This window comes from Pseudooctadecabacter jejudonensis (assembly GCF_900172275.1).
GTDB lineage: Bacteria > Pseudomonadota > Alphaproteobacteria > Rhodobacterales > Rhodobacteraceae > Octadecabacter > Octadecabacter jejudonensis.
In genome coordinates, this window is record NZ_FWFT01000007.1 from 102,112 (window position 1) to 126,736 (window position 24,625).

Sequence of the window (24,625 nt, forward strand, 5' to 3'; positions counted from 1 at the left end):
AGGAAATCAAATGCGTAAACTAACCATAGCGGCAACCCTGCTTGCAGGCAGTGCCATCACAACACCGGCCTTTGCCGATGGTCATCTTCGGATCTCGGAGGAACCGATTGAGTTGACCATCCAAATGAACCATCGCGCCTATCCCATCTATGATGAGGAATGGCCCGTCGAACAGGTCGCCCGTGAACTCACCGGCATCCACCTGATCAACGACACTGTGGGTGCGAACATGCGTTCGGACGAAAACACAGGCCGGACCGAGGCCCTGAACCTGATGCTGGCCTCGGGCAGTATCCCTGACATCGTCGGCTCCAGCCGGATCCGCGATTTCGTCAATCAGTTCGGCCCCGAAGGCGCGTTTGTGCCTCTCAACGACCTGATCGAAGAGCACGCGCCAAATATCGCGGCCTACTACGCAACGCGTCCCGACATCGAAGCCGCTGTCAAGGCGTCTGACGGTCAGATGTATTACATCCCCTATCTGCCCGACGGCAAATATGGCCGTGGCTACTGGATCCGCACCGACTGGCTTGAGGCGCTGGACCTCGAAGTGCCGCAGACGGTTGAGGAATATGAGAACGTCCTGCGCGCCTTCAAAACCCAAGACCCCAACGGCAATGGTCTGGCCGACGAAGTGCCGTTCTTTGCCCGCCAGTGGCCTGAACTGATCCGTCTCGTGACGCTTTGGGACGGTCGCGCCCACGGGTCCGACACCTATCACGACTTCCTGATCGAAGACGGCAAAATCGACCACGGCTACATCGGTGAAGGCTATCGTGACGGTATCGCCAATCTGGCGCGCTGGTACGAAGAAGGCCTGATCGACGCCGAAGTGTTCACCCGTGGCTCATCCGCGCGTGACTTCCTGTTGTCGGAAAACCTCGGCGGGTCGACCCACGATTGGTTCGCCTCCACATCCGGTTACAACCGCCTGTCGTCTGAGATTGACGGCTTCGCGTTTGAGGCGTTCTTGCCGCCAGCGTCCCCGTCGGGTCGCCGCATCGAAGAGCACCGCCGTATTCTGGTGAAACCGGACGGTTGGGCCATCGGCTTTGAGAACGAGCATGTCGTCGAGACGATCAAATACTTCGACTTCTGGTTCTCCGAGGAAGGTCGTCGTTTGGCCAACTTCGGCGTGGAAGGCCAGCAGTACGACATGGTCGACGGTGAGCCGATCTTCAAGCAGGAGTTCCTTGACCAAGGTCCGGTGAACCGGTCCCTCTATCAGGTCGGCGCACAACTGCAGGGTCGTGGTTATTTCCAAGACTACGCGTATGAAGCCCAGTGGAGCAACGAATTCGCCCTTGAGGGTATCGCGCTTTATGACACGATGCCTGATCTGTTGATCCCCGACTTCCTCGGCGTGGCGTTCACGCCCGAAGAACAGGCGATCTATGACCGCACATGGGGGTCGATCCGTGACTATATGCTGGAACGTCAGCAAGGCTGGATCCTTGGCAACGGCGACGTCATGGAAGACTGGGATGCCTATATCGCCCAGCTGGACGAAATGGGCATGCAGGAACTGCTGGTGGTGATGCAAACCGCCTATGACCGTCAGTACGGCGGCTAAATTTTCCTCTCGGTTTGGGGGCGGCGTATCCCGTCGCCCCCGGCCATTTTCCCCAAATAGACTCGCGGATTTTAGACCGATGCCCAAAGACACCCTGCCGCCCCTTGATGAACCCAACGCAGGCCGCTTGACCATTCAATATGGCCCGACCGAGGGCACAGACATCGTTGAAAACCCGCCCCGTTTCACTTGGCTGCCTGTGATTGACGAAGGCGCAACTTATGTTTTGCGCATCTCGACAGATCCAAAATTCTCTGCCGCCAAAACGCAGACCTTCACGGGCCTGCCCTATAATTTTTTCACGCCTGATGCGCCGCTGGATCCCGACACCTATCATTGGTCGTATGCCACCTGCGAAGCAGACACCGGTGCACCCACTTGCGAATGGAGCACGACGCGCAGTTTCACACTTGCCCCCGATCTGGCCCAAACCCCCCTGCCCGCCCGCGCCACACGGCTGGCTGGCGTGGCCACCGACCACCCGCGGCTGTGGCTGACGTCCGACAAGCTGGAGGACTTCAAGGCCGCCATCGCCAAGGACGCAGACCACGCCACCTGGTCGAGCTTTTATGAACACTCGGTCCTGATGTGGATGGACCGCGAGATTACCCGCGAACCGGCGGGCTACCCCAACCACCAACGCACAGCGCCCGTCTGGCGGCAGACCTATATCGACTTGCAAGAGGTCTGGTACGCCATCCGCAATCTGGCCATCGGCGGCAAGGTCACCGGCAACGCGGCAATGACCGCCCGCGCCAAGGACTGGCTGCTTGAGGCCGCAAGCTGGGACCCCATGGGCGTCACCTCTCGCGCCTATACGGACGAATGGGCCTACCGCGTGTGTAACGCTTTGGCCTGGGGCTATGACTGGCTGTATGATGATCTGTCTCAGGACGAACGCACCACCGTCCGCGCGGCCCTTCTGGAACGCACCCGCGATCTGGCGGAACACGCGATTGATAACGCCAAGATCCATCTGTTCCCCTATGATAGCCACGCCGTGCGGTCCGTGTCCTCCTGCATCATCCCCGCCTGCATTGCGCTGCTGCATGATGATGAGACAGGTCAGGCCGAAGAATGGCTGAACTATTCCATCGAATTCCTTTACACCGTCTATTCGCCTTGGGGCGACGCGCAGGGCGGCTGGGCCGAGGGGCCACATTACTGGATGACCGGCATTTCCTACCTGCTGGATGCCGCCAATTGGCTGAAGGTCTACACCGGCCTGAACGTCTATGACCGCCCGTTTTTCCAGAACACAGGCGACTTCCCCCTGTTCACCAAGGCGCCCAACACCCGCCGCGCGACCTTTGGCGATGATGCCACGCAGGGCGATCTGTCCTGCATCAAGATCGGCATGAACCTGCGTCAATTCGGCGGCGTCACGGGCAATGGCGCCTATCAGTGGTACTGCGACGAAAGCCAGCGGCTGAACCCCGGCACCGAGGGCGATTTTTACAACTGGGGCTGGTGGGATACGCGTTTTGACGAAATGGCCTTTCGCACTGGCTGGCCCATGGTTGAGGCGACAGACCCCCCCGGCGGCATGCGCCATTTCGAGGGGGTGGGCTGGGTTGCAGTCCAACACCAGATGGCCAATCCGGATGAACACATTCAGTTCGTGTTCAAATCCTCTCCCTACGGCTCGATCAGCCACAGTCACGGGGACCAGAACGCCTTTTGTCTGGCCGCCTATGGCGAAGATCTGGCGATCCAGTCGGGCTATTACGTGGCCTTCAATTCGTCGATGCACCGGCAATGGCGCAGGCAGACACGATCAAAGAACGCAATCCTGATCAACGGCAAAGGCCAATACGCCGAAAAGGACAAGGCCCGCGCGCTGGCCGCCAACGGCCGCATTCTGGCGGCCGAAGAACACGACGACCACATCTATATTCGCGGCGATGCAACGGCGGCGTATCAAAGCCTCTCACCCGAGGTCACATTGGCCGAGCGTGAGATTTACTTCGTCCGCAACAGCTACTTCGTGATCGTTGATAAGGTGGACGCGTCTGAACCCGTGACGATGGAATGGTTGCTGCATGCGAATAATTCCTATGAACTCGGCAAGACATCCTTTCGCAACATCGGCCAAAGGGCTGGGTTCTATGGTCAGGTCGTCTGGTCCGAGGCGGGCAAACCCGTGATCAGTCAAAAGGCAGACTTCACCGACGTGGATCCTGCCGATTACGGTGACCTGCCCGTCAGCACCTGCCTGACCGCCGCCTACCCCGCCGCCACCCGCCACCGCGTGGCGACCCTGCTGGTGCCCTATCGACTGGACGCACCAAAGCGGATCTTTAATTTCATGGATGACCAAGGCTATGACGCCGACCTCTATTTCACCGACCCGGACGAGAACACGTTCAAGGTCGTCATGAAGAAACTTGCCAACACGTAAAGGGCACACACCACATGACCGTCAAAAACTACTTCCCTGCTTCCGAAGGCACGCTTGAACCTGTCGACACTGGGCTTGCACGCAAAATTGGCGCCTTCAACGACAACCTGATGGTGGTCGAGGTCCATTTTGAGGCCGGCGTGACCGCCCCCATGCACCACCACCGCCACGAACAGATCACCTATGTGATGTCGGGCAAGTTCGAATTTACCGTAGGTGACAAGAAATACGTCGTCGGCGCGGGGGATTCTCTTTACAAAGAACCCAACATCGAACACGGCGCGACCTGCCTTGAATCCGGCACTCTGCTGGATGTCTTTACCCCGCACCGCGAAGATTTCCTGTAAGCTCAAAATAACGGAGGCCGCGACATGACCAAACCCGTGATCGGCTTCATCGGCCTTGGGCTGATGGGCAGCAACATGGTCGAAAACCTGCAAACGCGGGGCTATGACCTCTTCGTCATGGCCCGTAAACAGGCCGCCGCCGATGCGGTTCTGGCGCGGGGCAACGCGACCCAAGTGGCAACGCCCAAAGAAATGGCCGAAGCCTGCGATATCATCATGCTGTGCGTGACCACATCTGAGGTGGTTGAGGGTCTGATCTACGGCGACGATGGCATTTTAGCAGGTATCAAGAAAGGCGCTGTCGTCATCGACTTTGGAACCTCAATTCCCGACAGCACCCGCAAGATCGGGGCTGATCTGGCTGGCAAAGGTGCGGGTATGATCGACGCGCCGCTGGGCCGGACGCCCGCCCACGCCAAAGACGGATTGCTCAACATCATGGCTGCGGGCGACCGCGCGACCTTTGATCAGGTCAAACCGGTCCTCGATGATCAAGGCGAGAATGTCTTCTACCTCGGTGCGCTCGGCGCGGGCCATGTCACCAAGCTGATCAACAACTTCATGGGCATGACCACTGTTGCGGCCATGAGCCAAGCCTTTGCCGTTGCAGACCGCGCGGGCATCGACCGCGCCCAGCTTTATGACATCATGTCGGCGGGCCCCTCCAATTCACCCTTTATGGGCTTTTGCAAGGCTTACGCCGTGGATGGTGTCAGCAACCTTGGCTTCAGCATCAACAATGCCAACAAGGACATCGCGTATTTCCTGCAGATGGTGGCAGATATGGGCACGGCCTCCGCGATTGCCGAAGGCACGTCAGAGGCTTTGCAAGCCGGTGTTGCAGCGGGCATGGGTGACGGCAATGTGCCTGAGATTTTCGATCACTTCTTGACCCTTGAACGATAGGACAGCAGATGAAACTTGCCGGCAAAACAGCGATGATCACAGGTGGCGGTCGCGATATCGGGGCCGCCGCTGCCCGCACTCTGGCGGCCGAAGGGGCCAATGTTGCGATCAGCTATTTCGAAAGCTCTGCCGGTGCGGATACGGTCGTCGCTGATATCGAAAAAGCAGGCGGCAAGGCCATCGCGGTGCAGGCGGATCTGAACACACAAGCGGGTGTTGACGCGCTTGTGGGCGCCACGCTCGATGCCTTCGGCGGCGTTGATGTTCTGGTCAACAACGCAGGCGGCCTTGTGGCGCGCAAAACCTTTGCGGAGATGGATGTGGCGTTCTGGGAACAGGTCATGACATTGAACGTCACCAGCACCTTCATGATGACCAAAGCCTGCCTTGAGCACATGAAACCCGGTAGCGCCATCGTCAACATCGCCAGCCAAGCGGCACGTGACGGCGGCGGGCCGGGATCAGTGGCCTATGCGTCCTCCAAGGGCGCCGTGATGACTATGACACGCGGGCTGGCCAAAGAAGTCGGCCCCGACATCCGCGTCAACGCGCTGTGTCCCGGAATGATCGACACGGATTTCCACAACATTCACACCCCCGACGCAGGCCGTCGCGGGTTTGAGGCGAACGCCCCCCTGAAACGCCAAGGTACCATCCAGGATACCGCCAACCTAATCCTGTTTCTGGCCTGCGCTGACAGCGCCTTTATGACCGGCACAAACATCGACATAAACGGTGGTATGATCTTTTCCTAAAGGAGGCCGCCATGCGCGTTCTTTGCATTGGCGAATGTATGGCGGAACTCGCCCCCTCTGATGTGGCGGGCGATTTCCGGCTGGGCTTTGCGGGCGATACGTTCAACACCGCGTGGTATCTGGCGCGCTTGGCCCCGCAAGCGGACGTGGCTTATTTTTCGGCTGTGGGCGACGATGCCATTTCGAACGACATGCGGACGTTCATCCGCGCAGGCGATATCGATGATACGGATGTGCAGACCCGCGCAGGACGCACCGTCGGGCTGTACATGATCGCCTTGAAAGATGGCGAGCGCAGCTTTTCCTACTGGCGTGGCCAATCCGCCGCCCGCACGCTGGCCGACGATCCCGCAGCGTTGGCAAACGCGATGGACCGTGCCGATGTGATCTATTTCTCAGGCATCACGCTGGGCATCCTTGACCCTGCAGGCCGTGACACCCTGCTGGAGGCCCTCGCCAACGCCCGCGCCAACGGCAAAACGATCGCCTTTGATCCGAACCTACGACCCAAACTCTGGGCAAACGGTGAGGAGATGACGGCCCAAATCATGCGTGGTGCGGCGGTCAGCGACATCGCCCTGCCGTCCTTTGAGGATGAGGCCGATTGGTTTGGCGATGCCGATCCACAGGCCACCGCCAACCGCTATCTCGGCGCGGGGTGCCCCAGCGTCGTGGTGAAAAACGGCGCGGCAGATGTGCTTTATGTCGATCAGGGCCAATGGGGCACTGTCACCGTCGCGGCCCTTGATATTGTCATCGACACCACCGCGGCAGGTGACAGTTTCAACGCCGGTGTTTTCGCTGCCATCGTCACAGGGCAACCCTTGGACAAGGGCATCCACACCGCTTGCACGTTGTCCCGTCAGGTGATCGGACACAAGGGCGCTTTGGTGCCCGTTGACGCGACATAGAGAAGGAACAGTTTGATGCGTGAGACTTGGCGTTGGTTCGGTGAATTTGACCCTATTACACTGGCCGAGGTCCGGCAGACCGGTGCCGTGGGTATCGTCAGTGCCCTGCATGCCATTCCTTATGGCCACGTCTGGCCCCGCGATGCCATTGCCGCCCGCAAAGCTGAGATTGAGGCCGCAGGCCTGACATGGGACGTGGTCGAAAGCCTGCCGGTGCATGAGGACATCAAACGCGGCACCGGCGATATTGGCGCGCTGTTTGCCACGTACCGCCAGAGCCTTGCCAATTTGGCCGCCGAAGGCATTACCACCGTCTGCTACAACTTCATGCCGATCCTCGATTGGACGCGCACAGACCTCGCCGCGCCTATGCCCGGCGGTGGTACGGGCCTTGCGTTTGACGCTACCAAGATGGCCGCGTTCGAAGTGCACATGTTAGGCCGCGACGCGGCCCGTGATGATTACGCATCTGAGGCCCTTCAGGCCGGTGATCAATGGTATCAAAACAGCACCGCCGAAGATCAGGCAGGGCTGTTGCACACCATCATGGCGGGTCTGCCTGGCGCCGTCGATACCTACGACATCGCAGGCCTTCGCGCCGTGTTGGAGACCTATCAGGGCCTGACCCACACTGATCTGCGCGCCAACCTGAAACGGTTCCTTGAGGAGGTCATTCCGACCGCCACGGAGCTGGGCATCAACATGTGCATCCATCCCGATGATCCCCCCCGCGACATTCTGGGCCTGCCACGGATCGTGTCCACACGTGACGATATCGACTGGATCCTGAACGCCGTCGATGCACCCGCAAATGGGCTGACGCTGTGCACCGGATCTCTCGGCTCTCACCCTGACAACGACGTACCTGCGATTGCGCGGGCCTTCGGCGGACGGTCCCATTTCGTCCACTTGCGCAATGTCGCCAAACAGCCTGATGGATCCTTCTATGAAAGCGCCCATCTGGCCGGTGATGTAGACATGGTCGCCGTGATCCGTGCACTGTTGGACGCCGGCGCGCCCCTACCCTTCCGTGCCGATCACGGCCATGCCCTGCTGGATGACATCGGGCGGGATGTGCAGCCGGGCTATACCCTGATCGGGCGCCTGCGCGGACTGGCCGAACTGCGCGGGATCATCGCCGCCCTCCGCTAACCTACCCGTTCAGCAAATTCGGCAGGGTCATGGAAATGGCTGGCACGAAGGTGATCAACATCAAGGCCACGAAAATCGCCAGATAGAACGGCCAGATCGTCCGCACTGCCTTTTCCATCGGCAACTTGCCAACGGCACAGCCCACGAACAGGCACGACCCCACAGGGGGCGTACACAGCCCAAGCCCAAGGTTGACCAACAACACCATCCCGAATTGGATCGGATCCATGCCAAGGGCCATAGCCACGGGCAAAAAGATCGGTGTGCAAATCAGGATCAGCGCGGCCATGTCCATGATCATGCCCAGCAACAACAGCACCGCATTGATCATCAGCAAGATCAGAATTGGGTTTTCCGTCAGCCCCATCATGAAGCCCACCATCATCGTCGGCACGCGGTAGAACGTCAGCATATAGGCAAAGGCCGCAGCACAGGCGATCAGGATCATGACCATTGCCGTAGTCTTGACCGACTGGTTCACTGCGATCTTGAAATTCGTCCAGGTGAGCGACCGGTAGACAATCAAAGTCACCAAAAAGGCATAGATCACCCCGAAGGCGCCGGATTCCGTCACCGTGAACACACCAGACAGCACCCCGCCCACAATGATGACAGCCGTCAGCAAGCCCGGAATTGCACCAAAGAAGGCAAACATCAGCGCCTCCCACCCCGGGAACCGTTCAGCGCTGTAACCGCGTTTGACGGCCACCAGATAGGCCGCGGCGGCCAGACAGAGACACATCAGGATACCGGGAACCACGCCGGCCAAAAACAGGCTGGAAATGGACATGCCACTGCCCGCGCCCACGGCGATGGCATAGATAATCATGTTGTGGCTCGGCGGTATGATGATGCCCGCGATGGACGACGTGACGGTGACGTTCACCGCGTAATCTGCATCGTACCCCTTGTCTTTCATCACCGGAATAAGGATCGACCCCAATGCCGAAATATCCGCAATGGCAGACCCTGAAATCCCGCCGAACAACATCGACGACAACACGTTGACGATGCCAAGGCCACCGCGCACAGCCCCGACGGCCGCTTGGGCGAATTTTACCAGACGGATGGCGATGCCCCCGTGGAACATCAGCTCTCCGGCGAAGATAAAGAACGGGATGGCCAGCAGCGAAAAGACGTTGATGCCCGATATGATCCGTTGGAATCCCACCATCAGCGGCAGACCTTCGAACCAGAAGGCGGCGATGGCTGAGATCCCAAGGGCAAAGGCCACAGGTGTGCCCAGGATGACGCAGAGAGCAAAGACGCCCAGTAAAAGTGCAAGACCCATCTTGGCCGTCCTTATTCGACGCTATCGGCGCGGGTATCACGCCCTAGCAAAACCCGAACCAGATGGCCCAGGGCAAACACCAAAATCATCCCACCACAAATTGTCAGCGGCAACGATCGCAACCCTTCGGGCAATCCAATCAGGGGGATATCGTTTTTCCATTTGAATGCGGTCAGCTGCCAGCCATACCACATCATCAATCCGCCAAATCCCGCCATCATAAGGTCGGTCAACAGGACCATCGCTGTCCTGATCCGCGCGGTGACCGCTTGGCGCATCATCACAACGGACAGGTGCGTGTGTTCGTAGACGCCAATGCCTGCACCAAGAAAAGCAATCAGCATGATCAGCAGCAAGGACAAAGGATCAACCCAAGTGGGCGTATCGTTCAGAACATATCGACCAAACACCTGATATCCCAACAACACCGTCAGGGAGACAAGTGCCACACCGGTGATCACGCGACACAGATAAACGATCCCGCGAAAAAGCGCGTCGACCGGACCGAGGCCGGTTTGATGGTCTGGATTATTGCTCATGTGCCCTGCCTGCCGTGAAAGAAGACGCCCAGCCACCTAGAGCCGGACGTCTTCAGATTTAAAGGTGCCGATTACTCGGTCGCTTGTGCCAGCTCGACCAGCGCGGTCATGTCTGGGTTTGCAGCGAGGTAATCCGCATAGACAGGGGCCATGGCATCCTGGAACGGCGTCTTGTCTTCGATCATGTTGATCTGGACACCAGCCGCTTCCACGGCCTCACGGGCGGCAGCCGTCTGTTCGTTCCACAGCACACGTTGGAATTCGGCGGCTTCTTGGGCCGCTGCGACCAGTGCGTTCTGCATGTCTTCGGACAGGCCGTTGAACTTGGCGGTGTTCACACAGATGCATTCAGGAATGATCAGATGTTCGGACAGGGAATAGAAGCCTGCGACCTCAAAGTGACCGACCGACTGGAAGGATGGCAGGTTGTTTTCTGCCCCGTCCACGACGCCTGTGCTCAGCGACTGATACACCTCGGAGAAGGCCATCGGTGTACCGTTGCCGCCCATGGCGTTGACCATGCCGGTGAACAGATCGTTGTTCATCACGCGGATTTTCATGCCTTCAACGTCAGCTGGCGAATTGATGGGGCCGGAATTGTTGTAGAAAGACCGAGCGCCCGCATCAAACCAAGCGATGGGCTGAATGCCAGCTTCAGCCATGGCGTCGGCCATTGTGTCACCGGCAGGGCCGTCCAGAACGCGGAACATGTGGTCCACATCGCGGAAGATGAATGGAAGCGACACAAGGTTGGCTTCTTTCACGATCGGACCGATGGGGCCAAGGTTGAAGTTGCCGATGTCAATCGCACCCAGCTGCACCTGCTCGAGCGCATCGGGCTGGCTGCCCAGAACGCCGCCGTGGAAGACCTCGATCGTGACGTCACCGCCAGTTTTTTCGGCGACCAGTTCGGCGAACTTATCCATTGCGGCTGTGTTGGGGTGGCCATCCACGTGGATGTTCCACGCGCGCATGTTCTCGGCGGATGCTGCCGTGGCACACAGCGCAAGCGCGGTTGCGACGGCTGGCAGTGTTTTTGTTATTGTCTTGTACATTCTTCTCTCCCTGTTTGTTCAAGTGGCGCGGGCCGGACGGTCGGGGGGATGCGCGCGGTGCGCGAAAATCCGTGCCTTTTCGTCCAAGCTCGCCTGACACAATCGCCCACTCCTCCACCGGGGGACCGCATCAAGGACAGCCAATGCAGTGTTTCAAAAGCATCGACCTTGTGCTAAGTGGTGACTAGTATCCCAGAATTGTCAAGACAGTTGTTCTCTGCTTTTGTCAAATTTTGACTACACTTGCGACAAAAGGCCGCTAAGTATCAGCGCGATTAAATCATCAGGGTCCTGCCCGCCCTGTAGAAAAAGGAACGACGATGCCAGACCGCAGCACAGAACGCGACACGCGATCGACCGCTGATGTCGTCTTTGACCAGCTCTATGAAGAGATCGCTTCGCTTCACCTTTTGCCCGGCACCAAGATATCCGAAGCCGAGGTCGCCCGTCGATTCGGCGTCTCGCGGCAACCGATCCGCGACGCCTTTCGCAGGCTTGGGGACCTTAATCTTCTCAACATCCGTCCCCAACGAGCCACGGTTGTCCGCCGCTTTTCCATGCAAGAGATTGAGAACGCCCGTTTCCTGCGTCTCGCGGTGGAGCTTGAGGTGATCGAGGCCGCCTGCGCGATCTGGGATCAGACCTGCACGGATATGTTGCGCGAAAACATAGACGCGCAAAAGGCAGCCCTTGCCCAACACGACACGGCCACCTTCCATGACTTAGACTATGAATTTCATCTCCTGATTTGTCAGGCGTCCGGCAAACCCTTGGCCTTCGACACGATCCAATCGTGTAAACGCAGCGTTGACCGTTTGTGTGTTCTCAGCATGTCCCATGACGAAGAACGGGACCGTGTCTTGGCGGATCATCTGGAACTTCTTGATGCGCTGTCGGCCCACGATGTGCCGCGCGCCCGAGCCCTTTTGCGCCACCACGTGTCGCGCATCGACAAGGTGATTTCTGAAATTCATCACGCACACAGCGACTATTTCCAATAGGGTCGCGTCAGTCCGAACCCCAAGCAGGAGCACGAGATGACCCACAAACGACCCAACGTTGGCGGTGCAATTGCGCCTTTTGATCTGAAGTGTGTCAGCGGCGGCACCCGCACCATTGGGGGGCCATCCGATCGTTGGACGATGGTCTTTATTTATCGCGGCAAACACTGTCCGCGTTGCAAACGGTTTCTGAACAAACTGGATGCGGTGTTGCACCAGTGGTCCGCGCAAATGAATGTCATCGTGGCCTCGGCCGACACGCGCGATAAAGCGGAAGCCGATCTGGCGGAATTCGGTTGGCGGTTTGATCTGTGCTACGGCCTGCAAGAGGCGCAAATGCGCGATCTGGGCCTTTATGTCTCTGCCCCGCTGTCAGAGGCCGAGACAACAGCCAATTTCGCGGAACCTGGCGCCTTCGGGATTAAGCCTGATGGAACACTGATGTTGGTCGATATCTCAAACGGGCCCGCCGCGCGCCCCGACCTTGAAGAACTGCTGGACGGAATGATCTTTAACATCACCAATGACCGTCCCGTGCGCGGCACGGCCTAAGCGGGTCAACCGCTAACCAAATCCGCAACGGCCCCTTTCGCCCCGCGACTGACAAGGGACGCATAGGCGTCCTGCACCAGCTGTTCAAAGTTGGGGTTGGCCGCCAAATCAGGCGGGAAAATCTCGTCCAGGGCCAACAGCGCGCGCACACGGCCCTGGTCATCCGATGCCCCGTCACAGGTCCGGCGCAAAAGGTCGGCCATCGGGTCGCGCACATCAATCGGAGCGCCTGTCTCATCGACGCCGCCCACGTAGCGCATCCAACCCGCTACGGCGAGGGCGAGGGCACGGGGCTGACGCCCCTGCCCCAAACTGTCCGCGACCGTCGCCAAAATCCGCTGCGGCAGTTTTTGACTGCCATCCATCGCAATCTGCCAAGTGCGATGTTTCAACGCGCGATCCAGATAACGACGCAACAGGGCATCACGATAGGCGGGTAAATCCTCACCATCCGGTTGGGTCAGTGTCGGGATGATTTCTTCGTCCCATGCCATGCGGCACAGCTGGGCGAAATTCGGATCGGCCACTGTGTCGGCGATGGTTTCATACCCCGCCAGATACCCAAGATAGGCCAGCATGGAATGAGTGCCATTGAGGCAGCGCAGCTTCATTTCCTCATGGTCCGCAACCGAAGTCACCAGTTGCGCGCCCGCCATGTCCCACGCCGGTCTGCCTGTGGGAAAATCATCCTCGATCACCCATTGTCTGAACGCCTCATGAAAAACGCAGGCCTCATCGCGGGCATCGAGCAGGTCGGCCAAGGCCGCCCGGTCCGCGTCCGTGGTTGCAGGCGTAATGCGGTCCACCATGGTGGCGGGAAAGGACACGTTTGTGGCAATCCAATCGGCCAGTTCCGTATCAACCTGACGGGCAAAGGCGCTCACGATGTTCCGGGTCAGCGGGCCGTTGCTGGGCAGGTTGTCACACGACAGCACCACAAAAGGTGCAACGCCTGTAGCCCGCCGCGCGGCCAAAGCCGCAACGATAAATCCGACAGCAGACCGAGGCTTTGACAGCTGCGACAGGTCATGGGCAATATCTGGATGATCCAGATCCAAGGTGCCAGTGGCCGGCGCGCGGCAATAGCCCTTCTCTGTGATCGTCAACGATACGATTTTGACGGCCGCATCAGCCATAGCGTCCACCACCCCCGCAGGATTCTCAGGCGCGACCAGAACGTCCCGCACCGACCCAATCGTTTTGGGTAACATCCCGCCCTCATCCAGCGTGACCGAGGTAAAAAGGCCGCCCTGCGGGACCAGTTGATCGCGCGCTGTGGCACTGCGCAGGCACACCGCCAGAATGCCCCAGTCGCCCCCTGAGTGCGCCATCGCATCATGGGTATATTCCGCATTGAACGCGCGAAAAAAGGCGCCCGGACCCAAGTGAACGATCCCGATGTCAGGCGCGCTGCCCTGTCGCATCAGGCGCGGTTTCAACCCGTCCTGTGCGGGGCTCATAATCCGTAGGCCTGTTTGGCCAAGGTGTACGCCAGATCTTGAGAGACCTCGAAGGCGTCTGCCTCACGCAGGCGGCCGGTGGTCACAAGACCCGCCAGATAGGCGCTATCGGAGCGGCGCGACACATCATGACGCGCGGGGATGGAACAAAACGCCCGCGTGTCGTCATTGAACCCGGCTGTGTTGTAGAACCCGCAGGTCTCGGTCACGGCCTCACGGAACCGCTTGATCCCTTCGTAGCTGTCAAAGAACCACCACGGCGGCCCCAATGTCAGCGCAGGATAGGCCCCCGCCAATGGGGCCAGTTCGCGGGCATAGGTGGTTTCATCCAGCGTAAACAGAATAATCGTCAGATCAGGCTCCATCCCCACTGCGTCCAGAAGGGGTTGCAACGCGCCCACGAAATCAGTCCGTCCCGGAATATCGAACCCCTTGTCGCGGCCAAACTCCGCAAAGACCTGCGCGGAGTGATTGCGCACGCAACCGGCGTGGATTTGCATCGTCATCCCATCGTCGAGACTCATCTTGGCCATCTCGGTCAACATCTGCCCGCGGAACATCTCCGCCTCGTGTGTGGTAAACGTGCCTGCGATGATCTTGGCGAACAGCGCTTCGACCTCCGCGGTGGCCAAATTTGCAGTGACAGCACTGGGATGTCCATGATCCGTGGCAGTCGCGCCGTGATCCCGAAAAACCGCGCGCCGCGCACGGTGGGCGGCCAGATACCCTGTCCAGGTGTGGGTATCCTCACCTGTCATCTGCCCCAATGCCACCAAATTGTCCGCAAAGCCCTCAAAATCAGGATCGACCACCGCGTCGGGGCGATAGGTGGTAATGACGCGGCCTGTCCAGCCGCTGTCCTGGGTCATCTTGTGCCAGGCCAGATCATCTAGCGCGCCTTCGGTCGTGGCCAGCGCCTCGATGTTGAACCTCTCAAACAACGCGCGGGGGCGGAACGCATCGGTCGCCAATTGCGCCTCGATCTGGTCATAGATCGCATCCGCTGTCTGGGGCCCAAGGATATCCGTGACCCCAAACACATGTTCCAATGAATGATCCATCCACATCGCCGAAGGCGTGCCCCGAAACAGGTGATAGTTTTCCGCGAACCGCCGCCAGATCACACGCGGGTCACCCTCAACAGGTCCACCATCCGTGCGCGCAATACCAAGATCGGGCAGCGTCACACCCTGACTGACAAGCATCCGGAAGACGTAGTGATCAGGCGTAACAAACAGCGCCGCTGGGTCTGGAAAACGGTCGTTTTCGGCGAACCAGCGAGGATCGCAATGCCCATGGGGGCTGATGATCGGAAGATCTGCAACAGATTGATACAGCGCCCGTGCAAGATCACGTTGGCGTGGTTCGGCAGGATACAGACGATCGGGGTCGGTCAAAGTCATAGGGGCAGCCTTCACAGTTTACGCATTGATAGGACAGGGGCACGGCCGCGTCAAAACGGGTCTCCCAGTTTGTGAAGACATGCTACATAACGGGCCGGCGGAGACTTCAAAGCATCGTGATGTTGGCGTCGCTTTCCATGCGCCAATTTTGCGGAAGCTCCCGCACGGCCCCCACGACGTCGACGTTTGCTGTTAGACGAATATCATCGCTAGAAGCCCCGATCATCACGTCAAAGCCCCCAGGTTCGACAATCCGGCGATCATTTCGACCAGTGAAGTTGAGCATATCCGTCGGCACATGGAACGTGACCTTGGCGCTTGCACCGGCCGCCAATGAAACACGCGCAAAGGCTTTCAGTTCTTTGATTGGCCGCACAAGGGAGGCCATGCAATCGCGCGTATAAAGCTGGACAACCTCCACACCTGTCCTGTCGCCGGTGTTGGTAAGGGTTACGGCCACCTCTATCGTGCCGCCCTCATTGGGCACCTCAGCCGAGGCCAGTGTGATGTCGCTATACTCAAAGGACGTGTAGGACAGCCCATGACCAAAGGGGTAATCGCTGCCGAAATGGCGGGCGATGGGGGTGCCTGCACTTTTGAATTTGTGGTTGTAGTGGTACGGGCAGGCGCCCGCGCTGCGCGGGGTTGAAATGGTCAACCGGCCCGAAGGCTCCGCCGCGCCGGTCAGCACATCAGCCAGCGCATGGCCGCCCTGTTCGCCGCTGAAATGGGTCATCACATAGGCCGCAAGGTCTTTTTCACGCCCGCCAAGGTTATAAGGCCGCCCGCTAGACAGCACGACGATCACAGGTGTGCCTGTGTCGAGCACCGCATCAAGAAGCTGTTGCTGCACACCAGGCAGGGCAAGGGTATCTACATCGGACCCCTCCCCCACCGTGCCCGTTTGGAAGATGCCCGACAGATCACCCAAGCACAGCACCGCCACATCCGCAGCCTTGGCCGCGACGACGGCATCCGCAATCAGGTCAATCCGATCAGACACGGGAGAGTTGCGCTTAATGCTCTCGTGGTCGGCCATGTCACCCGGAAACACGGGCGCGCCGGACCCGCGGGTTTCCAGGATGTAGCAGCCTTGGGCAAAGGTGACGCGATCCTGCCCAAGGGCCGCGCGAAGGCCCGCAAGTGGCGTGATCACGTTGTCGGTGTCCGTGGTCGCATCGCTGTTGATGAGGTGGACGGGGAAAGCGTAATCGCCCAAAAGCGCCAGCGGATCATCTGCTGTGGGTCCGATCACCGCCAGTTTGGCGGTGTCACCCAGCGGCAGGATGCCGTTGTTTTCTAACAACGTGGTGCCTTGGGTCGCGACCTCGCGCGCAAGCGCAAGTGCCTCGGGCGTGCGCAGGGTAATAGCCCCTTCATCGGCGTACGGGCGTTCAAACAAGCCGATGCGGAATTTCTCGGTCAGAATACGGCGGACGACCTCATTGATATCGTCCATGTTGATCTGACCGCGTGACAGGGCTGTTTCCAAATGCGGCGTGCATTCGTTCGACGGCAGTTCCACATCCAGCCCCGCCTTGAACGCAATCGCCGCGGCCTCACCCTTATCGGCGGCAATCGCGTGGTGCGTTTCCAGCAGTGTCACGCCAATATAATCAGCCACGATCAGCCCATCAAACCCCCACTGATCGCGCAAGACCTCCGTGAGAAGACGGTAAGATGCATGGAGAGGTTCCCCATCGATGTCATGATAGGCAGGCATGATGGACGCCGCATCGGCCCCTTTGACCGCCATCTCAAACGGCAGCATGAAATCATCGGCCAATTCACGCGGGCCAAGGTGAACGGGCGCATGGTTGCGCCCGCCTTCGCTGGCGGAATGGCCGACATAGTGTTTAAGGGTGGCGAGGAATTTGCGATCCGCCCCTTGCAAACCCCGCACATAGCGGGTGGCAAACACGCCTGTCAGATAGGGATCCTCGGCGAAACACTCCTCGGTCCGGCCCCAGCGCGCATCGCGGGACACGTCCAGCACGGGGGCAAGGCCCTGATGCGCCCCGATGGATTGACACTCTGCCCCGATCGCGGCCCCCACCTTTTCGATAAGGTCTGGATTCCACGTGCCCGCCATGGACAGCGGCGTGGGGAACAATGTCGCGCCTTGGGCCATGAGGCCGGACAAACACTCCTCATGCGACATCACGGGAATGCCAAGGCGCGTGCCCTCGATGATGTCCTTTTGGAACCGGTTCAGCGCCCGCACACCCGCGGCAGGGTCCACGCCAAAAGTCCCCAATGGCCGTGTGATCTGCCCCAGACCATGCGCAAACAACGTCTTCACTTTCTCAGGATCACCGCCCGAAAAATCATTCGACGCATCCGGGCGCATCTTGTGCGCCCCGTCCTCCGAGAGCACCAGCCAAAGCGCATGCATCTGCGCCAGCTTTTCCGGCAAGGTCATTTGCGACAGAAGATCCTGAACACGATCTTCGATGGCAGCTTTGGGGTCTTGATAGGTCACGCTTTGGGTTTACTCGTCTTTGGGGAATACGTGGATGTATTCCGGCGCGATGGACAGGTGCACGGGTGCATCCAGCGCAAGATCCGCCAGCGTATCATCAACGACGGTCAGGTTTTGACCTGCGACTTTGATTTTGAGGTGGTTCACAGCGCCCGTGGGTTCCACCAACCGGACGCTCCCCGGCATGGCATTCGTCGCACTGTTTGCCGCCAGTTCAAGGTGCTCTGGGCGCAGGCCCAACTTCACGTCGCGACCCAATGCGGCATAATCAACAGACACCACCAACTTGGTGCCATCCTGAAGGGTTGCTGTCGTTTGGCCCCCTGATGTTTCAAGCGTCGCATCGACGAAGTTCATGGCCGGTGAACCGATAAAGCCCGCAACGAAACTGTTGGCAGGGTTTCGATACAACTCCGTTGGGGTGCCGATCTGCTGGATGACCCCGCCTTTGAGGATCACAACACGATCCGCCAGCGTCATCGCTTCAATCTGGTCGTGAGTTACGTAGATCGAGGTGGTTTTGACCTTGTGATGCAGATGCTTGATTTCATCGCGCATCTCGGCGCGCAGTTTGGCATCCAGATTGGACAGCGGCTCATCAAACAAGAACGCATCAGGGTTGCGCACAATGGCACGCCCCATGGCGACGCGCTGACGTTGCCCGCCTGACAGCTGCGACGGTTTGCGATCCAGCAGATCGGTGAGGCCCAGCGTCTCCGCCGCCGCCCGCGCCCGTTCACGCTTTTCCGCCTTGGACACGCCGGAGATGCGCAGGTTGAAGCCGATGTTTTCCTCAACCGTCATGTGCGGGTAAAGCGCATAAGACTGAAACACCATTGCGATGTTGCGCTCCCGCGGGTTGAGGTCGTTGACGATTTCGTTGTCCATCACAATCTCACCGCTTGTGGCGTCCTCAAGCCCGGCGATGATCCGCAGCAACGTGGATTTGCCGCAGCCTGACGGGCCGACGAGGGCAACAAACTCACCCTCTTCGACGGTCAGGTTCAGGTCATGCAGCACTTTAACCTCACCGAAGGACTTCGACAGGTTCACCAGTTCAACGCGTGCCATTATTCTGCGGCCTCCGCCTGGGCGGCGTCATGGGCGCGCGCGATGTCGGCATACCAATGGCCACTGGCCTTGATGGTGCGCACTTGTGTTTCGTAATCCACATGCACAAGGCCAAATCGCATCTTATAGCCTTCAGCCCATTCGAAATTGTCCATCAGGGACCAGGCGAAATAACCCTTCAGCGGGATCCCTTCGTTCAGGCTACCGGCTAGCGCATCAAGGTGATCTGCGATGTAGTCCTGCCGTGGTTGGTCATCGACCACACCGTTTTCATCGGGCCCCATGTTATAGCAGGCCCCATTTTCGGTGATGTAGACGGGGGGCAGGTTGTCGTAACGATCATATACTTGCGTCAACAGGTGCGAGATGCCGTCGGGCCGCATTTCCCAACCAATGTCTGTGCGTGCATCAGACCCGCTGGAGGGAACGGCCTTGAGCGCCAGAAACTCCGACGCGGGGTCCGCGTCCGTATCGAATGACCCCATGGCCCCCACGCCGGTCAGATCGGCGCGTTTGTCGGGGTCATGTTTGACCATACCGGGGAAGTAGTAGTTGAAGCCCCACCAATCCAGCGGCTGGTTGATGATCTTCATGTCACCATCCTGAACACGCAGTTTGTCACCCAAAGCGGCCTCGAACTCTGCATCATAGGCGCCGTCGAACACGGGCCCAAAGAACACTCCGTTATGGAACTGGAAGGCCCGTTCTGCGGCGGCCTTGTCTTCTTCCTTGTCGCTGGCGGCAAAGATCGATTGCGCGTTGATCACGGTGCCCATGGGGATATCGGACCGCTCGGCACGAGCGGCCTGAACGCTAAGACCGTGGGCCAGATTGGTCACATGAACCGCAGCCAAAGCCGCATCGATGGACCGTTCACCGGGTGCGTGTTTGCCGATCCAATGCCCAAGATAGGTGGAACACCACGGTTCATTAAACGTGGCCAGCGCGTCGATCCGGTCCCCAATACGTTTGACCACATGGGACGTGTATTCGGCAAAGGCGTTGGCTGTGTCGCGATCCGTCCAACCACCGTAACCCGCCAGCGCCAAAGGCAAATCCCAATGGTACAGTGTCGGGAACACCTTCAGGCCCCGTTCAACCATGCCGTCCACCAGACGATCATAGAAATCGAGGCCCTTTTCGTTCACGTCGCCACGGCCCTGCGGCAGAATACGCGGCCACGCAATGGAGAACCGGTAGGCATCGACACCCATCTGCTTGATCAGATCCAGATCGCTTTCCCAGCGGTTGTAATGGTCACAGGCGACATCGCCGTTGTGCCCTTGATAGACACGGCCAGGCATGTTGGAAAACGCATCCCAGATGCAGGGTCCGCGCCCGTCGGTCTTGGTCGCACCTTCGATCTGATAGGATGCAGTGGCCAGCCCCCACGTGAAATCTTGGGGAAAGCGGCCTGCAATTTCGGCGGGGTCTTGGGTTGTTTTTTGGGTCACTGGTTTATCCTTTTACGGCGCCTGCGGTCAGGCCAGCCATCATTTGACGAGAGAAAAAGAGGAACGCGATAAGAAGCGGCAGCATGGACAGGAATGTGCCCAGCATAATCGCGCCCCAAGGCGAGTTTGCGATAGACTGCACCGACCGAAGCGCCAGTGTCAGAACGTATTTATCAGGCGAGGACAGCACAATCAGCGGGGTGAGGAAGTTATTCCAAAGCCCGATAAACATCACGATGCCCAAGGTTGCGAGGGCGGGTTTGATCAGGGGCAGCACCACTGACCAGAAGATGCGAAACTCAGACGCGCCGTCCACCTTAGCGGCGTCCAAAAGCTCGCGTGAGATGGATTGCACCATATATTGCCGGATCAGGAAGATGCCGAACGCATTTGCAATGCCCGGCAGCCAGATTGCCAAGTGGGTGTCGAGGATGCCGAGGAACTGCACGGTCAAAAAGAATGGGATCAGCCCCAGCACCGGCGGCACCATCATCGAGGCGATCATGATGCCAAAGATCAGGTTTTTGCCCCGAAAGTTGAAGGCAAAGAACCCGTAGGCACACATGGAGCAAAAGAAGACCGCCCCCACCGTGCCGGCCGTCGCCACCCACAGCGAATTGAACAGCACCGTCCAGAACGGCATGACATCCAACAGCTTGATATAGTTTTCCGCCAAATTGTCTCCGATCCAGAACGGCGGTGGGGACGAATAAATCTCCGACCGCGAATGGGTGGCCATCAAGGCGACCCAGACAAACGGGAAAATGGTGACCAAAAGGCCCGTGATCATCACCACATGCGTTGCGTATTTGCCCAGCCGTGGAAATGTGCGCGCGCGTTTACGCGGGGCTGCCATGCGGCGTTCGGGCGGTTGTGTGTCGAGGGTTGTCATCAGCGATCGCCTCCCAATCCTTTTTTGCCGTTGAAGTAGAAATGGACGGCGGTGACGATGGCGATGAACAAGAACAACACCCATGAGATCGCGGCAGCTGCCCCCATCTCAAGCCATTCCCAGCCCACCAGATAGAGGTAGTAAGACGCGGTCAGACCCGATTGGCCCACACCGCCCGAATTGCCTTCGGTAAGCACATAAGGTTCTTCGAACATCTGCAGGTTGCCAATAATGGTGAGGGTGATGGCAAAGAACGCAAAGGGGCGGATCATCGGCAGGGCGATGTTCCAGAACTGTTGCCATGCGTTGCACCCGTCTACTTTGGCGGCGTCGTACAGGTCTTTTGAAACGGTCAGGAAACCCGCTGAATAAATAACGATGTTGAAGCCTGTGTATTTCCAGATCACCACAAAGGCGATGGACGGTTTGATCAAATCGGACGAGTTGAGCCAGCGGATGGGCATCGCCTCTTCCACCCAACCCAGAAACCACGAAAACACCGGCCATTTGGATATAGCCACCAGCCATTGGTTCAAGATGCCGGAATTGCCCGAATAGATCGTGTAAAAGATCAGCGAAATTGCGACGGTCGAGGTGATGAACGGCACAAAGAACGTCGCCGTATAGACCTGCCGGATGCCACTGCGCACGGCCATGACCAGCAAATAGGCCACGGGGATCGCGATGAGGTGTTGCGGGATGCCCGACACCAGAGCAAGCCAAGTTGTGTTATAGAGTGATTTCCACAGCCACGGGTCGTCCATCGCCAAACGGTAGTTGTCCAGCCCGACGTATTCCATGCTCGCCAACCCTGCGACCGGGTTCCATTCCTGAAACGACAGATAGGCGGAAAACATCAGCGGAAAGGCGGTGAAAACGCAAAAGATAATGATGAAGGGCGAGATAAACAGCCACGGCGTCAACGTCTTGACCCAACGTCTGCGAGTCGAATGGCGGCGGATCCTCCGCGGCGCATCCGAACGGATGTCAGTTACATCTGGATCTGGTGTTGTGTCAGCCATGGGCGTGATCTTTCAAACGGAAAGGAAGGCGCGCCCCGCCCGCAGGCGGGACGCACGCGGGAGGTCTTAGCGAACGCGACGCAGCAGCAGACGTTCGGCGTCTTGCAGGGCTTCCATGATGTCCTTGCCGTCGTTCAGAACTTCGGCGAGTGCACCATTCATCACAACGTCTTCGGCGATCAGGTCACCTTCCATCGGCGTGATGGCGGGGACCTGCTGGGCCACCTCGGCAAACAGCTGACGGGCTTGCTGACCAGCAAGGAAGTCAATCGGCTCATCAAAAGCCGGATCGCTGTAGGTCGAGGTCAACACAGGGAAAGCGCCCAGATCACGCAGGCTGTCGATCTGTGGGCCTTCTTCGGTGGTCAGGTACTTGATGAACTCCCAAGCGGCTTCGGGGTTCTCGGACTGGGCGGGGATCGCAAGGAAGGATCCACCCCACGAGCCATAGATACCGCCGGGCAGGTCAGATGCACCCCACAGGCCTGCGGTATCGGGCGCCATCCAGTTTTGCATGTGGCCGAGAAGCCAAGCACCAGAAAGCTGGGTGGCGACGGTGCCGTTCTTGAACCCATCGTACCATTCGCCGGTCCATGCGCCGATTTGGCCATCAAGGCCTTCATCACGGATTTGCTTTGCCAAAGTAAAGGCGTTGACGAACCGGTCAGACGTCACCAGCGAATTGCCTTCGGCGTCAAAGAACAGGCCTTCGCCATCTTCCAGCGTGGTCCGGACCAGAATGCGCGCCACGTCGCCCGCGTCTGCGATCAGGTACACGCCCTGCTCTTTCAGCTCACGGCCATATTCGATGTAGGCGTCCCAATCATTGATGACCGCGTCGATATCGCCACCAACCGAATCCAGCACATCGCGGCGGTAGTACATGACGCCCGGGCCGATATCGATCGGGATGCCGTACTGGTTGCCATCGGCACCCTGACCCTGGCTCCAGGCGTAGGACACGAAACCGTCCTGGAATTCTTCGGCGCCGTACGCCTCGTCAGACAGATTTACAAAACCGCCTTCGTTGATGAAGGCGCCAATGAAAGACACATCCACAATAACAACGTCACCCGCGCCGGACTGAGTTGCCAAGTTAGTCGTCAGCAGCTTGTGATGGTCGCCGTGGCTGTTCATCTGATACGTCACCGCGATGTCTGGTGCGTTCGCATTGAACAAAGGCACCTGCTTGTCGAAATGCGTATCAAACGGCGGGAAGCCGTCGACGCGGATCTCTTGTGCTGTGGCCGGCAGGGCAGCGATGACGGCAGTCACCGCCGTGGCCAAAAGGCCCGTTTTAAATGTATGTTTCATTGGTTCTCCTCCTGTTTGAGCGCCTTGGCCCCGATGTTGTGGGACATTTGTTTTACTTCCACGACAGAGGCGCGCTCGACGACCTCTGCCTCGAAGACACGTGGAATATGGGATGTATCGGATTGGCCTGTGGCCAGCGCATGGGCCAGCTGACCAGCTGCTCCACCAATGTCGCGCAGAGGCTGACGAATCGTGGTTAACTTCGGCATCAAATGCCGCGCCACCGGGATGTCATCGAACCCGATCATCGACAGATCGTCAGGCACACGGACGCCCCTCTCGCGGCAAGCCTCGTAGGCCCCAGCGGCCATTTCGTCGTTCTGAAAAAAGATGCCCGTGATCGCCGGATCGCGGTCAAGCAGCGCAAGGACAGCGGTGTATCCGCCTTCCACACGAAAATCGCTTTCGATGACATGGGGCGTCACGCCTAGACCACGCAGGGTTTCCATAAAGCCTGCGCTGCGATCCCGTACTTCGTAGAATTTCCTGGGCCCGGTGACCATGGCGATGGTGCGATGACCCTTGTCATAAAGATAGGACGCCGCCATTGCCCCACCGCGGCGATTGTCCAAATGGATGCAGCGATCCTCAACATCATGCAAAAAGCGGTTCATCAGAACGGACGTCGGACGCTCCTGCATCCAAATCGTCAATTCGTCATCGTTCAAACTGTCAGAATGGACGACAACCGCCTCGCACTGACGCTCCAACAACGAAGACCAGGCCTCCCGCTCCCCTTCCGCCCGTTCACGGGTGGATTCCGCGAGCATCTTGAACCCTTCGGCCGCAATCGCTTTTTCGGCGCCATCCAACAGCGCCCCATAATAGAGGGAGTCAAACCGGTTGATCACAACGCCCACAGTTTTGGAGGATCGGCTGGCCAGCCCGCGCGCCATTTCATTCGGGCGATAGCCCAACTCCGCCACTGCCGCCTGAACAAGGGCACGTGTGCTTTTGTCCACCACGTCAGGTTGGCTGAACGCGCGCGAAACGGTCGCCTTCGACACACCCGCCCGACGGGCCACATCGGCCATCGTCACCATG

Annotated in this window: 21 protein-coding genes; 9 read left to right on the forward strand and 12 right to left on the reverse strand. The window is 58.8% G+C overall.

The features are described from left to right. Positions 1-10 precede the first annotated feature (10 nt). From PSJ8397_RS16445 to uxuA, 7 genes are all read left to right on the forward strand, one after another. Positions 11-1,573, forward strand: a complete 1,563-nt coding sequence (locus PSJ8397_RS16445) for a type 2 periplasmic-binding domain-containing protein (RefSeq protein WP_085865736.1) — start codon at positions 11-13, stop codon at positions 1,571-1,573. Positions 1,574-1,652: 79 nt separating this feature from the next. Continuing rightward, positions 1,653-3,974 (forward strand): heparinase II/III domain-containing protein, encoded by a 2,322-nt coding sequence (locus PSJ8397_RS16450; protein WP_085865737.1) that lies wholly within the window; start codon positions 1,653-1,655, stop codon positions 3,972-3,974. Between the two features lie 14 nt (positions 3,975-3,988). Continuing rightward, a complete protein-coding gene (locus tag PSJ8397_RS16455; RefSeq protein WP_085865738.1) occupies positions 3,989-4,321 on the forward strand; it encodes a cupin domain-containing protein in 333 nt (110 codons plus the stop codon). Between the two features lie 24 nt (positions 4,322-4,345). Next, entirely contained in the window at positions 4,346-5,227 is an 882-nt protein-coding gene (locus PSJ8397_RS16460; protein WP_085865739.1) for an NAD(P)-dependent oxidoreductase, read from the forward strand. A gap of 8 nt (positions 5,228-5,235) precedes the next feature. Next, a complete protein-coding gene (locus tag PSJ8397_RS16465; RefSeq protein WP_085865740.1) occupies positions 5,236-5,982 on the forward strand; it encodes an SDR family NAD(P)-dependent oxidoreductase in 747 nt (248 codons plus the stop codon). A gap of 11 nt (positions 5,983-5,993) precedes the next feature. After that, positions 5,994-6,893: a sugar kinase gene (locus PSJ8397_RS16470; RefSeq protein WP_085865741.1), complete on the forward strand. Its 900-nt coding sequence runs from the start codon at positions 5,994-5,996 to the stop codon at positions 6,891-6,893. Positions 6,894-6,908: 15 nt separating this feature from the next. Beyond that, the gene (uxuA, locus tag PSJ8397_RS16475) at positions 6,909-8,045 is read left to right on the forward strand and encodes a mannonate dehydratase (protein ID WP_085865742.1); all 1,137 of its coding nucleotides are present in this window, start codon (positions 6,909-6,911) and stop codon (positions 8,043-8,045) included. Position 8,046: 1 nt separating this feature from the next. Here uxuA and PSJ8397_RS16480 read toward each other — a convergent pair whose 3' ends face one another. From PSJ8397_RS16480 to PSJ8397_RS16490, 3 genes are all read right to left on the reverse strand, one after another. Next, on the reverse strand, positions 8,047-9,336 hold the full coding sequence (locus PSJ8397_RS16480; RefSeq protein ID WP_085865743.1) for a TRAP transporter large permease: 1,290 nt from the start codon (positions 9,334-9,336) through the stop codon (positions 8,047-8,049). An 11-nt stretch (positions 9,337-9,347) separates the two neighbouring features. Beyond that, positions 9,348-9,875 (reverse strand): TRAP transporter small permease, encoded by a 528-nt coding sequence (locus PSJ8397_RS16485; protein WP_085865744.1) that lies wholly within the window; start codon positions 9,873-9,875, stop codon positions 9,348-9,350. 71 nt (positions 9,876-9,946) lie between these two features. Then, the gene (locus tag PSJ8397_RS16490; protein ID WP_085865745.1) at positions 9,947-10,930 is read right to left on the reverse strand and encodes a TRAP transporter substrate-binding protein; all 984 of its coding nucleotides are present in this window, start codon (positions 10,928-10,930) and stop codon (positions 9,947-9,949) included. Positions 10,931-11,250: 320 nt separating this feature from the next. On the opposite strand from PSJ8397_RS16490, the gene PSJ8397_RS16495 reads away from it, so the two are divergent. Next, a complete protein-coding gene (locus PSJ8397_RS16495; RefSeq protein ID WP_085865746.1) occupies positions 11,251-11,931 on the forward strand; it encodes a GntR family transcriptional regulator in 681 nt (226 codons plus the stop codon). 36 nt (positions 11,932-11,967) lie between these two features. Continuing rightward, entirely contained in the window at positions 11,968-12,483 is a 516-nt protein-coding gene (locus PSJ8397_RS16500; protein ID WP_085865747.1) for a redoxin domain-containing protein, read from the forward strand. 5 nt (positions 12,484-12,488) lie between these two features. Here PSJ8397_RS16500 and PSJ8397_RS16505 read toward each other — a convergent pair whose 3' ends face one another. The 9 genes from PSJ8397_RS16505 to PSJ8397_RS16545 form a co-directional block, all read right to left on the reverse strand. Beyond that, positions 12,489-13,943, reverse strand: a complete 1,455-nt coding sequence (locus PSJ8397_RS16505) for a mannitol dehydrogenase family protein (protein WP_085865748.1) — start codon at positions 13,941-13,943, stop codon at positions 12,489-12,491. After that, positions 13,940-15,346: a glucuronate isomerase gene (gene uxaC, locus PSJ8397_RS16510; protein ID WP_085865749.1), complete on the reverse strand. Its 1,407-nt coding sequence runs from the start codon at positions 15,344-15,346 to the stop codon at positions 13,940-13,942. Before uxaC ends, PSJ8397_RS16505 begins: the two co-directional genes overlap by 4 nt. 106 nt (positions 15,347-15,452) lie before the next feature. Continuing rightward, complete coding sequence (locus PSJ8397_RS16515; RefSeq protein ID WP_200811332.1) at positions 15,453-17,828, reverse strand: glycoside hydrolase family 3 N-terminal domain-containing protein; 2,376 nt, start codon at positions 17,826-17,828, stop codon at positions 15,453-15,455. Positions 17,829-17,837: 9 nt separating this feature from the next. Beyond that, entirely contained in the window at positions 17,838-18,899 is a 1,062-nt protein-coding gene (locus tag PSJ8397_RS16520; RefSeq protein WP_085865750.1) for an ABC transporter ATP-binding protein, read from the reverse strand. Continuing rightward, positions 18,899-20,353, reverse strand: coding sequence for a family 1 glycosylhydrolase (locus PSJ8397_RS16525; RefSeq protein ID WP_085865751.1), 1,455 nt, complete (start codon positions 20,351-20,353; stop codon positions 18,899-18,901). The genes PSJ8397_RS16520 and PSJ8397_RS16525 overlap by 1 nt, the downstream gene beginning before the upstream one ends. A gap of 4 nt (positions 20,354-20,357) precedes the next feature. Next, positions 20,358-21,245, reverse strand: coding sequence for a carbohydrate ABC transporter permease (locus PSJ8397_RS16530; RefSeq protein WP_085865752.1), 888 nt, complete (start codon positions 21,243-21,245; stop codon positions 20,358-20,360). Next, entirely contained in the window at positions 21,245-22,267 is a 1,023-nt protein-coding gene (locus tag PSJ8397_RS16535; RefSeq protein ID WP_085865753.1) for a carbohydrate ABC transporter permease, read from the reverse strand. Before PSJ8397_RS16535 ends, PSJ8397_RS16530 begins: the two co-directional genes overlap by 1 nt. Positions 22,268-22,333: 66 nt before the next feature. Continuing rightward, positions 22,334-23,581, reverse strand: coding sequence for an extracellular solute-binding protein (locus tag PSJ8397_RS16540; RefSeq protein WP_085865754.1), 1,248 nt, complete (start codon positions 23,579-23,581; stop codon positions 22,334-22,336). Beyond that, positions 23,578-24,624, reverse strand: coding sequence for a LacI family DNA-binding transcriptional regulator (locus PSJ8397_RS16545; RefSeq protein WP_085865755.1), 1,047 nt, complete (start codon positions 24,622-24,624; stop codon positions 23,578-23,580). The genes PSJ8397_RS16540 and PSJ8397_RS16545 overlap by 4 nt, the downstream gene beginning before the upstream one ends. Between the last annotated feature and the right edge of the window lies 1 nt (position 24,625).

Bases quoted from the DNA above. Each gene is read 5' to 3' on its own strand.
- PSJ8397_RS16505 (WP_085865748.1), bottom strand. From the start codon at position 13,943: ATGAGCCCCGCACAGGACGGGTTGAAACCGCGCCTGATGCGACAGGGC.
- PSJ8397_RS16485 (WP_085865744.1), bottom strand. From the start codon at position 9,875: ATGAGCAATAATCCAGACCATCAAACCGGCCTCGGTCCGGTCGACGCG.
- PSJ8397_RS16460 (WP_085865739.1), top strand. From the start codon at position 4,346: ATGACCAAACCCGTGATCGGCTTCATCGGCCTTGGGCTGATGGGCAGC.
- PSJ8397_RS16480 (WP_085865743.1), bottom strand. From the start codon at position 9,336: ATGGGTCTTGCACTTTTACTGGGCGTCTTTGCTCTCTGCGTCATCCTG.
- PSJ8397_RS16520 (WP_085865750.1), bottom strand. From the start codon at position 18,899: ATGGCACGCGTTGAACTGGTGAACCTGTCGAAGTCCTTCGGTGAGGTT.
- PSJ8397_RS16450 (WP_085865737.1), top strand. From the start codon at position 1,653: ATGCCCAAAGACACCCTGCCGCCCCTTGATGAACCCAACGCAGGCCGC.
- PSJ8397_RS16455 (WP_085865738.1), top strand. From the start codon at position 3,989: ATGACCGTCAAAAACTACTTCCCTGCTTCCGAAGGCACGCTTGAACCT.
- PSJ8397_RS16540 (WP_085865754.1), bottom strand. From the start codon at position 23,581: ATGAAACATACATTTAAAACGGGCCTTTTGGCCACGGCGGTGACTGCC.
- PSJ8397_RS16495 (WP_085865746.1), top strand. From the start codon at position 11,251: ATGCCAGACCGCAGCACAGAACGCGACACGCGATCGACCGCTGATGTC.
- PSJ8397_RS16490 (WP_085865745.1), bottom strand. From the start codon at position 10,930: ATGTACAAGACAATAACAAAAACACTGCCAGCCGTCGCAACCGCGCTT.
- PSJ8397_RS16545 (WP_085865755.1), bottom strand. From the start codon at position 24,624: ATGGTGACGATGGCCGATGTGGCCCGTCGGGCGGGTGTGTCGAAGGCG.
- PSJ8397_RS16530 (WP_085865752.1), bottom strand. From the start codon at position 21,245: ATGACAACCCTCGACACACAACCGCCCGAACGCCGCATGGCAGCCCCG.
- PSJ8397_RS16465 (WP_085865740.1), top strand. From the start codon at position 5,236: ATGAAACTTGCCGGCAAAACAGCGATGATCACAGGTGGCGGTCGCGAT.
- uxuA (WP_085865742.1), top strand. From the start codon at position 6,909: ATGCGTGAGACTTGGCGTTGGTTCGGTGAATTTGACCCTATTACACTG.
- PSJ8397_RS16535 (WP_085865753.1), bottom strand. From the start codon at position 22,267: ATGGCTGACACAACACCAGATCCAGATGTAACTGACATCCGTTCGGAT.
- PSJ8397_RS16445 (WP_085865736.1), top strand. From the start codon at position 11: ATGCGTAAACTAACCATAGCGGCAACCCTGCTTGCAGGCAGTGCCATC.
- PSJ8397_RS16470 (WP_085865741.1), top strand. From the start codon at position 5,994: ATGCGCGTTCTTTGCATTGGCGAATGTATGGCGGAACTCGCCCCCTCT.
- uxaC (WP_085865749.1), bottom strand. From the start codon at position 15,346: ATGACTTTGACCGACCCCGATCGTCTGTATCCTGCCGAACCACGCCAA.
- PSJ8397_RS16500 (WP_085865747.1), top strand. From the start codon at position 11,968: ATGACCCACAAACGACCCAACGTTGGCGGTGCAATTGCGCCTTTTGAT.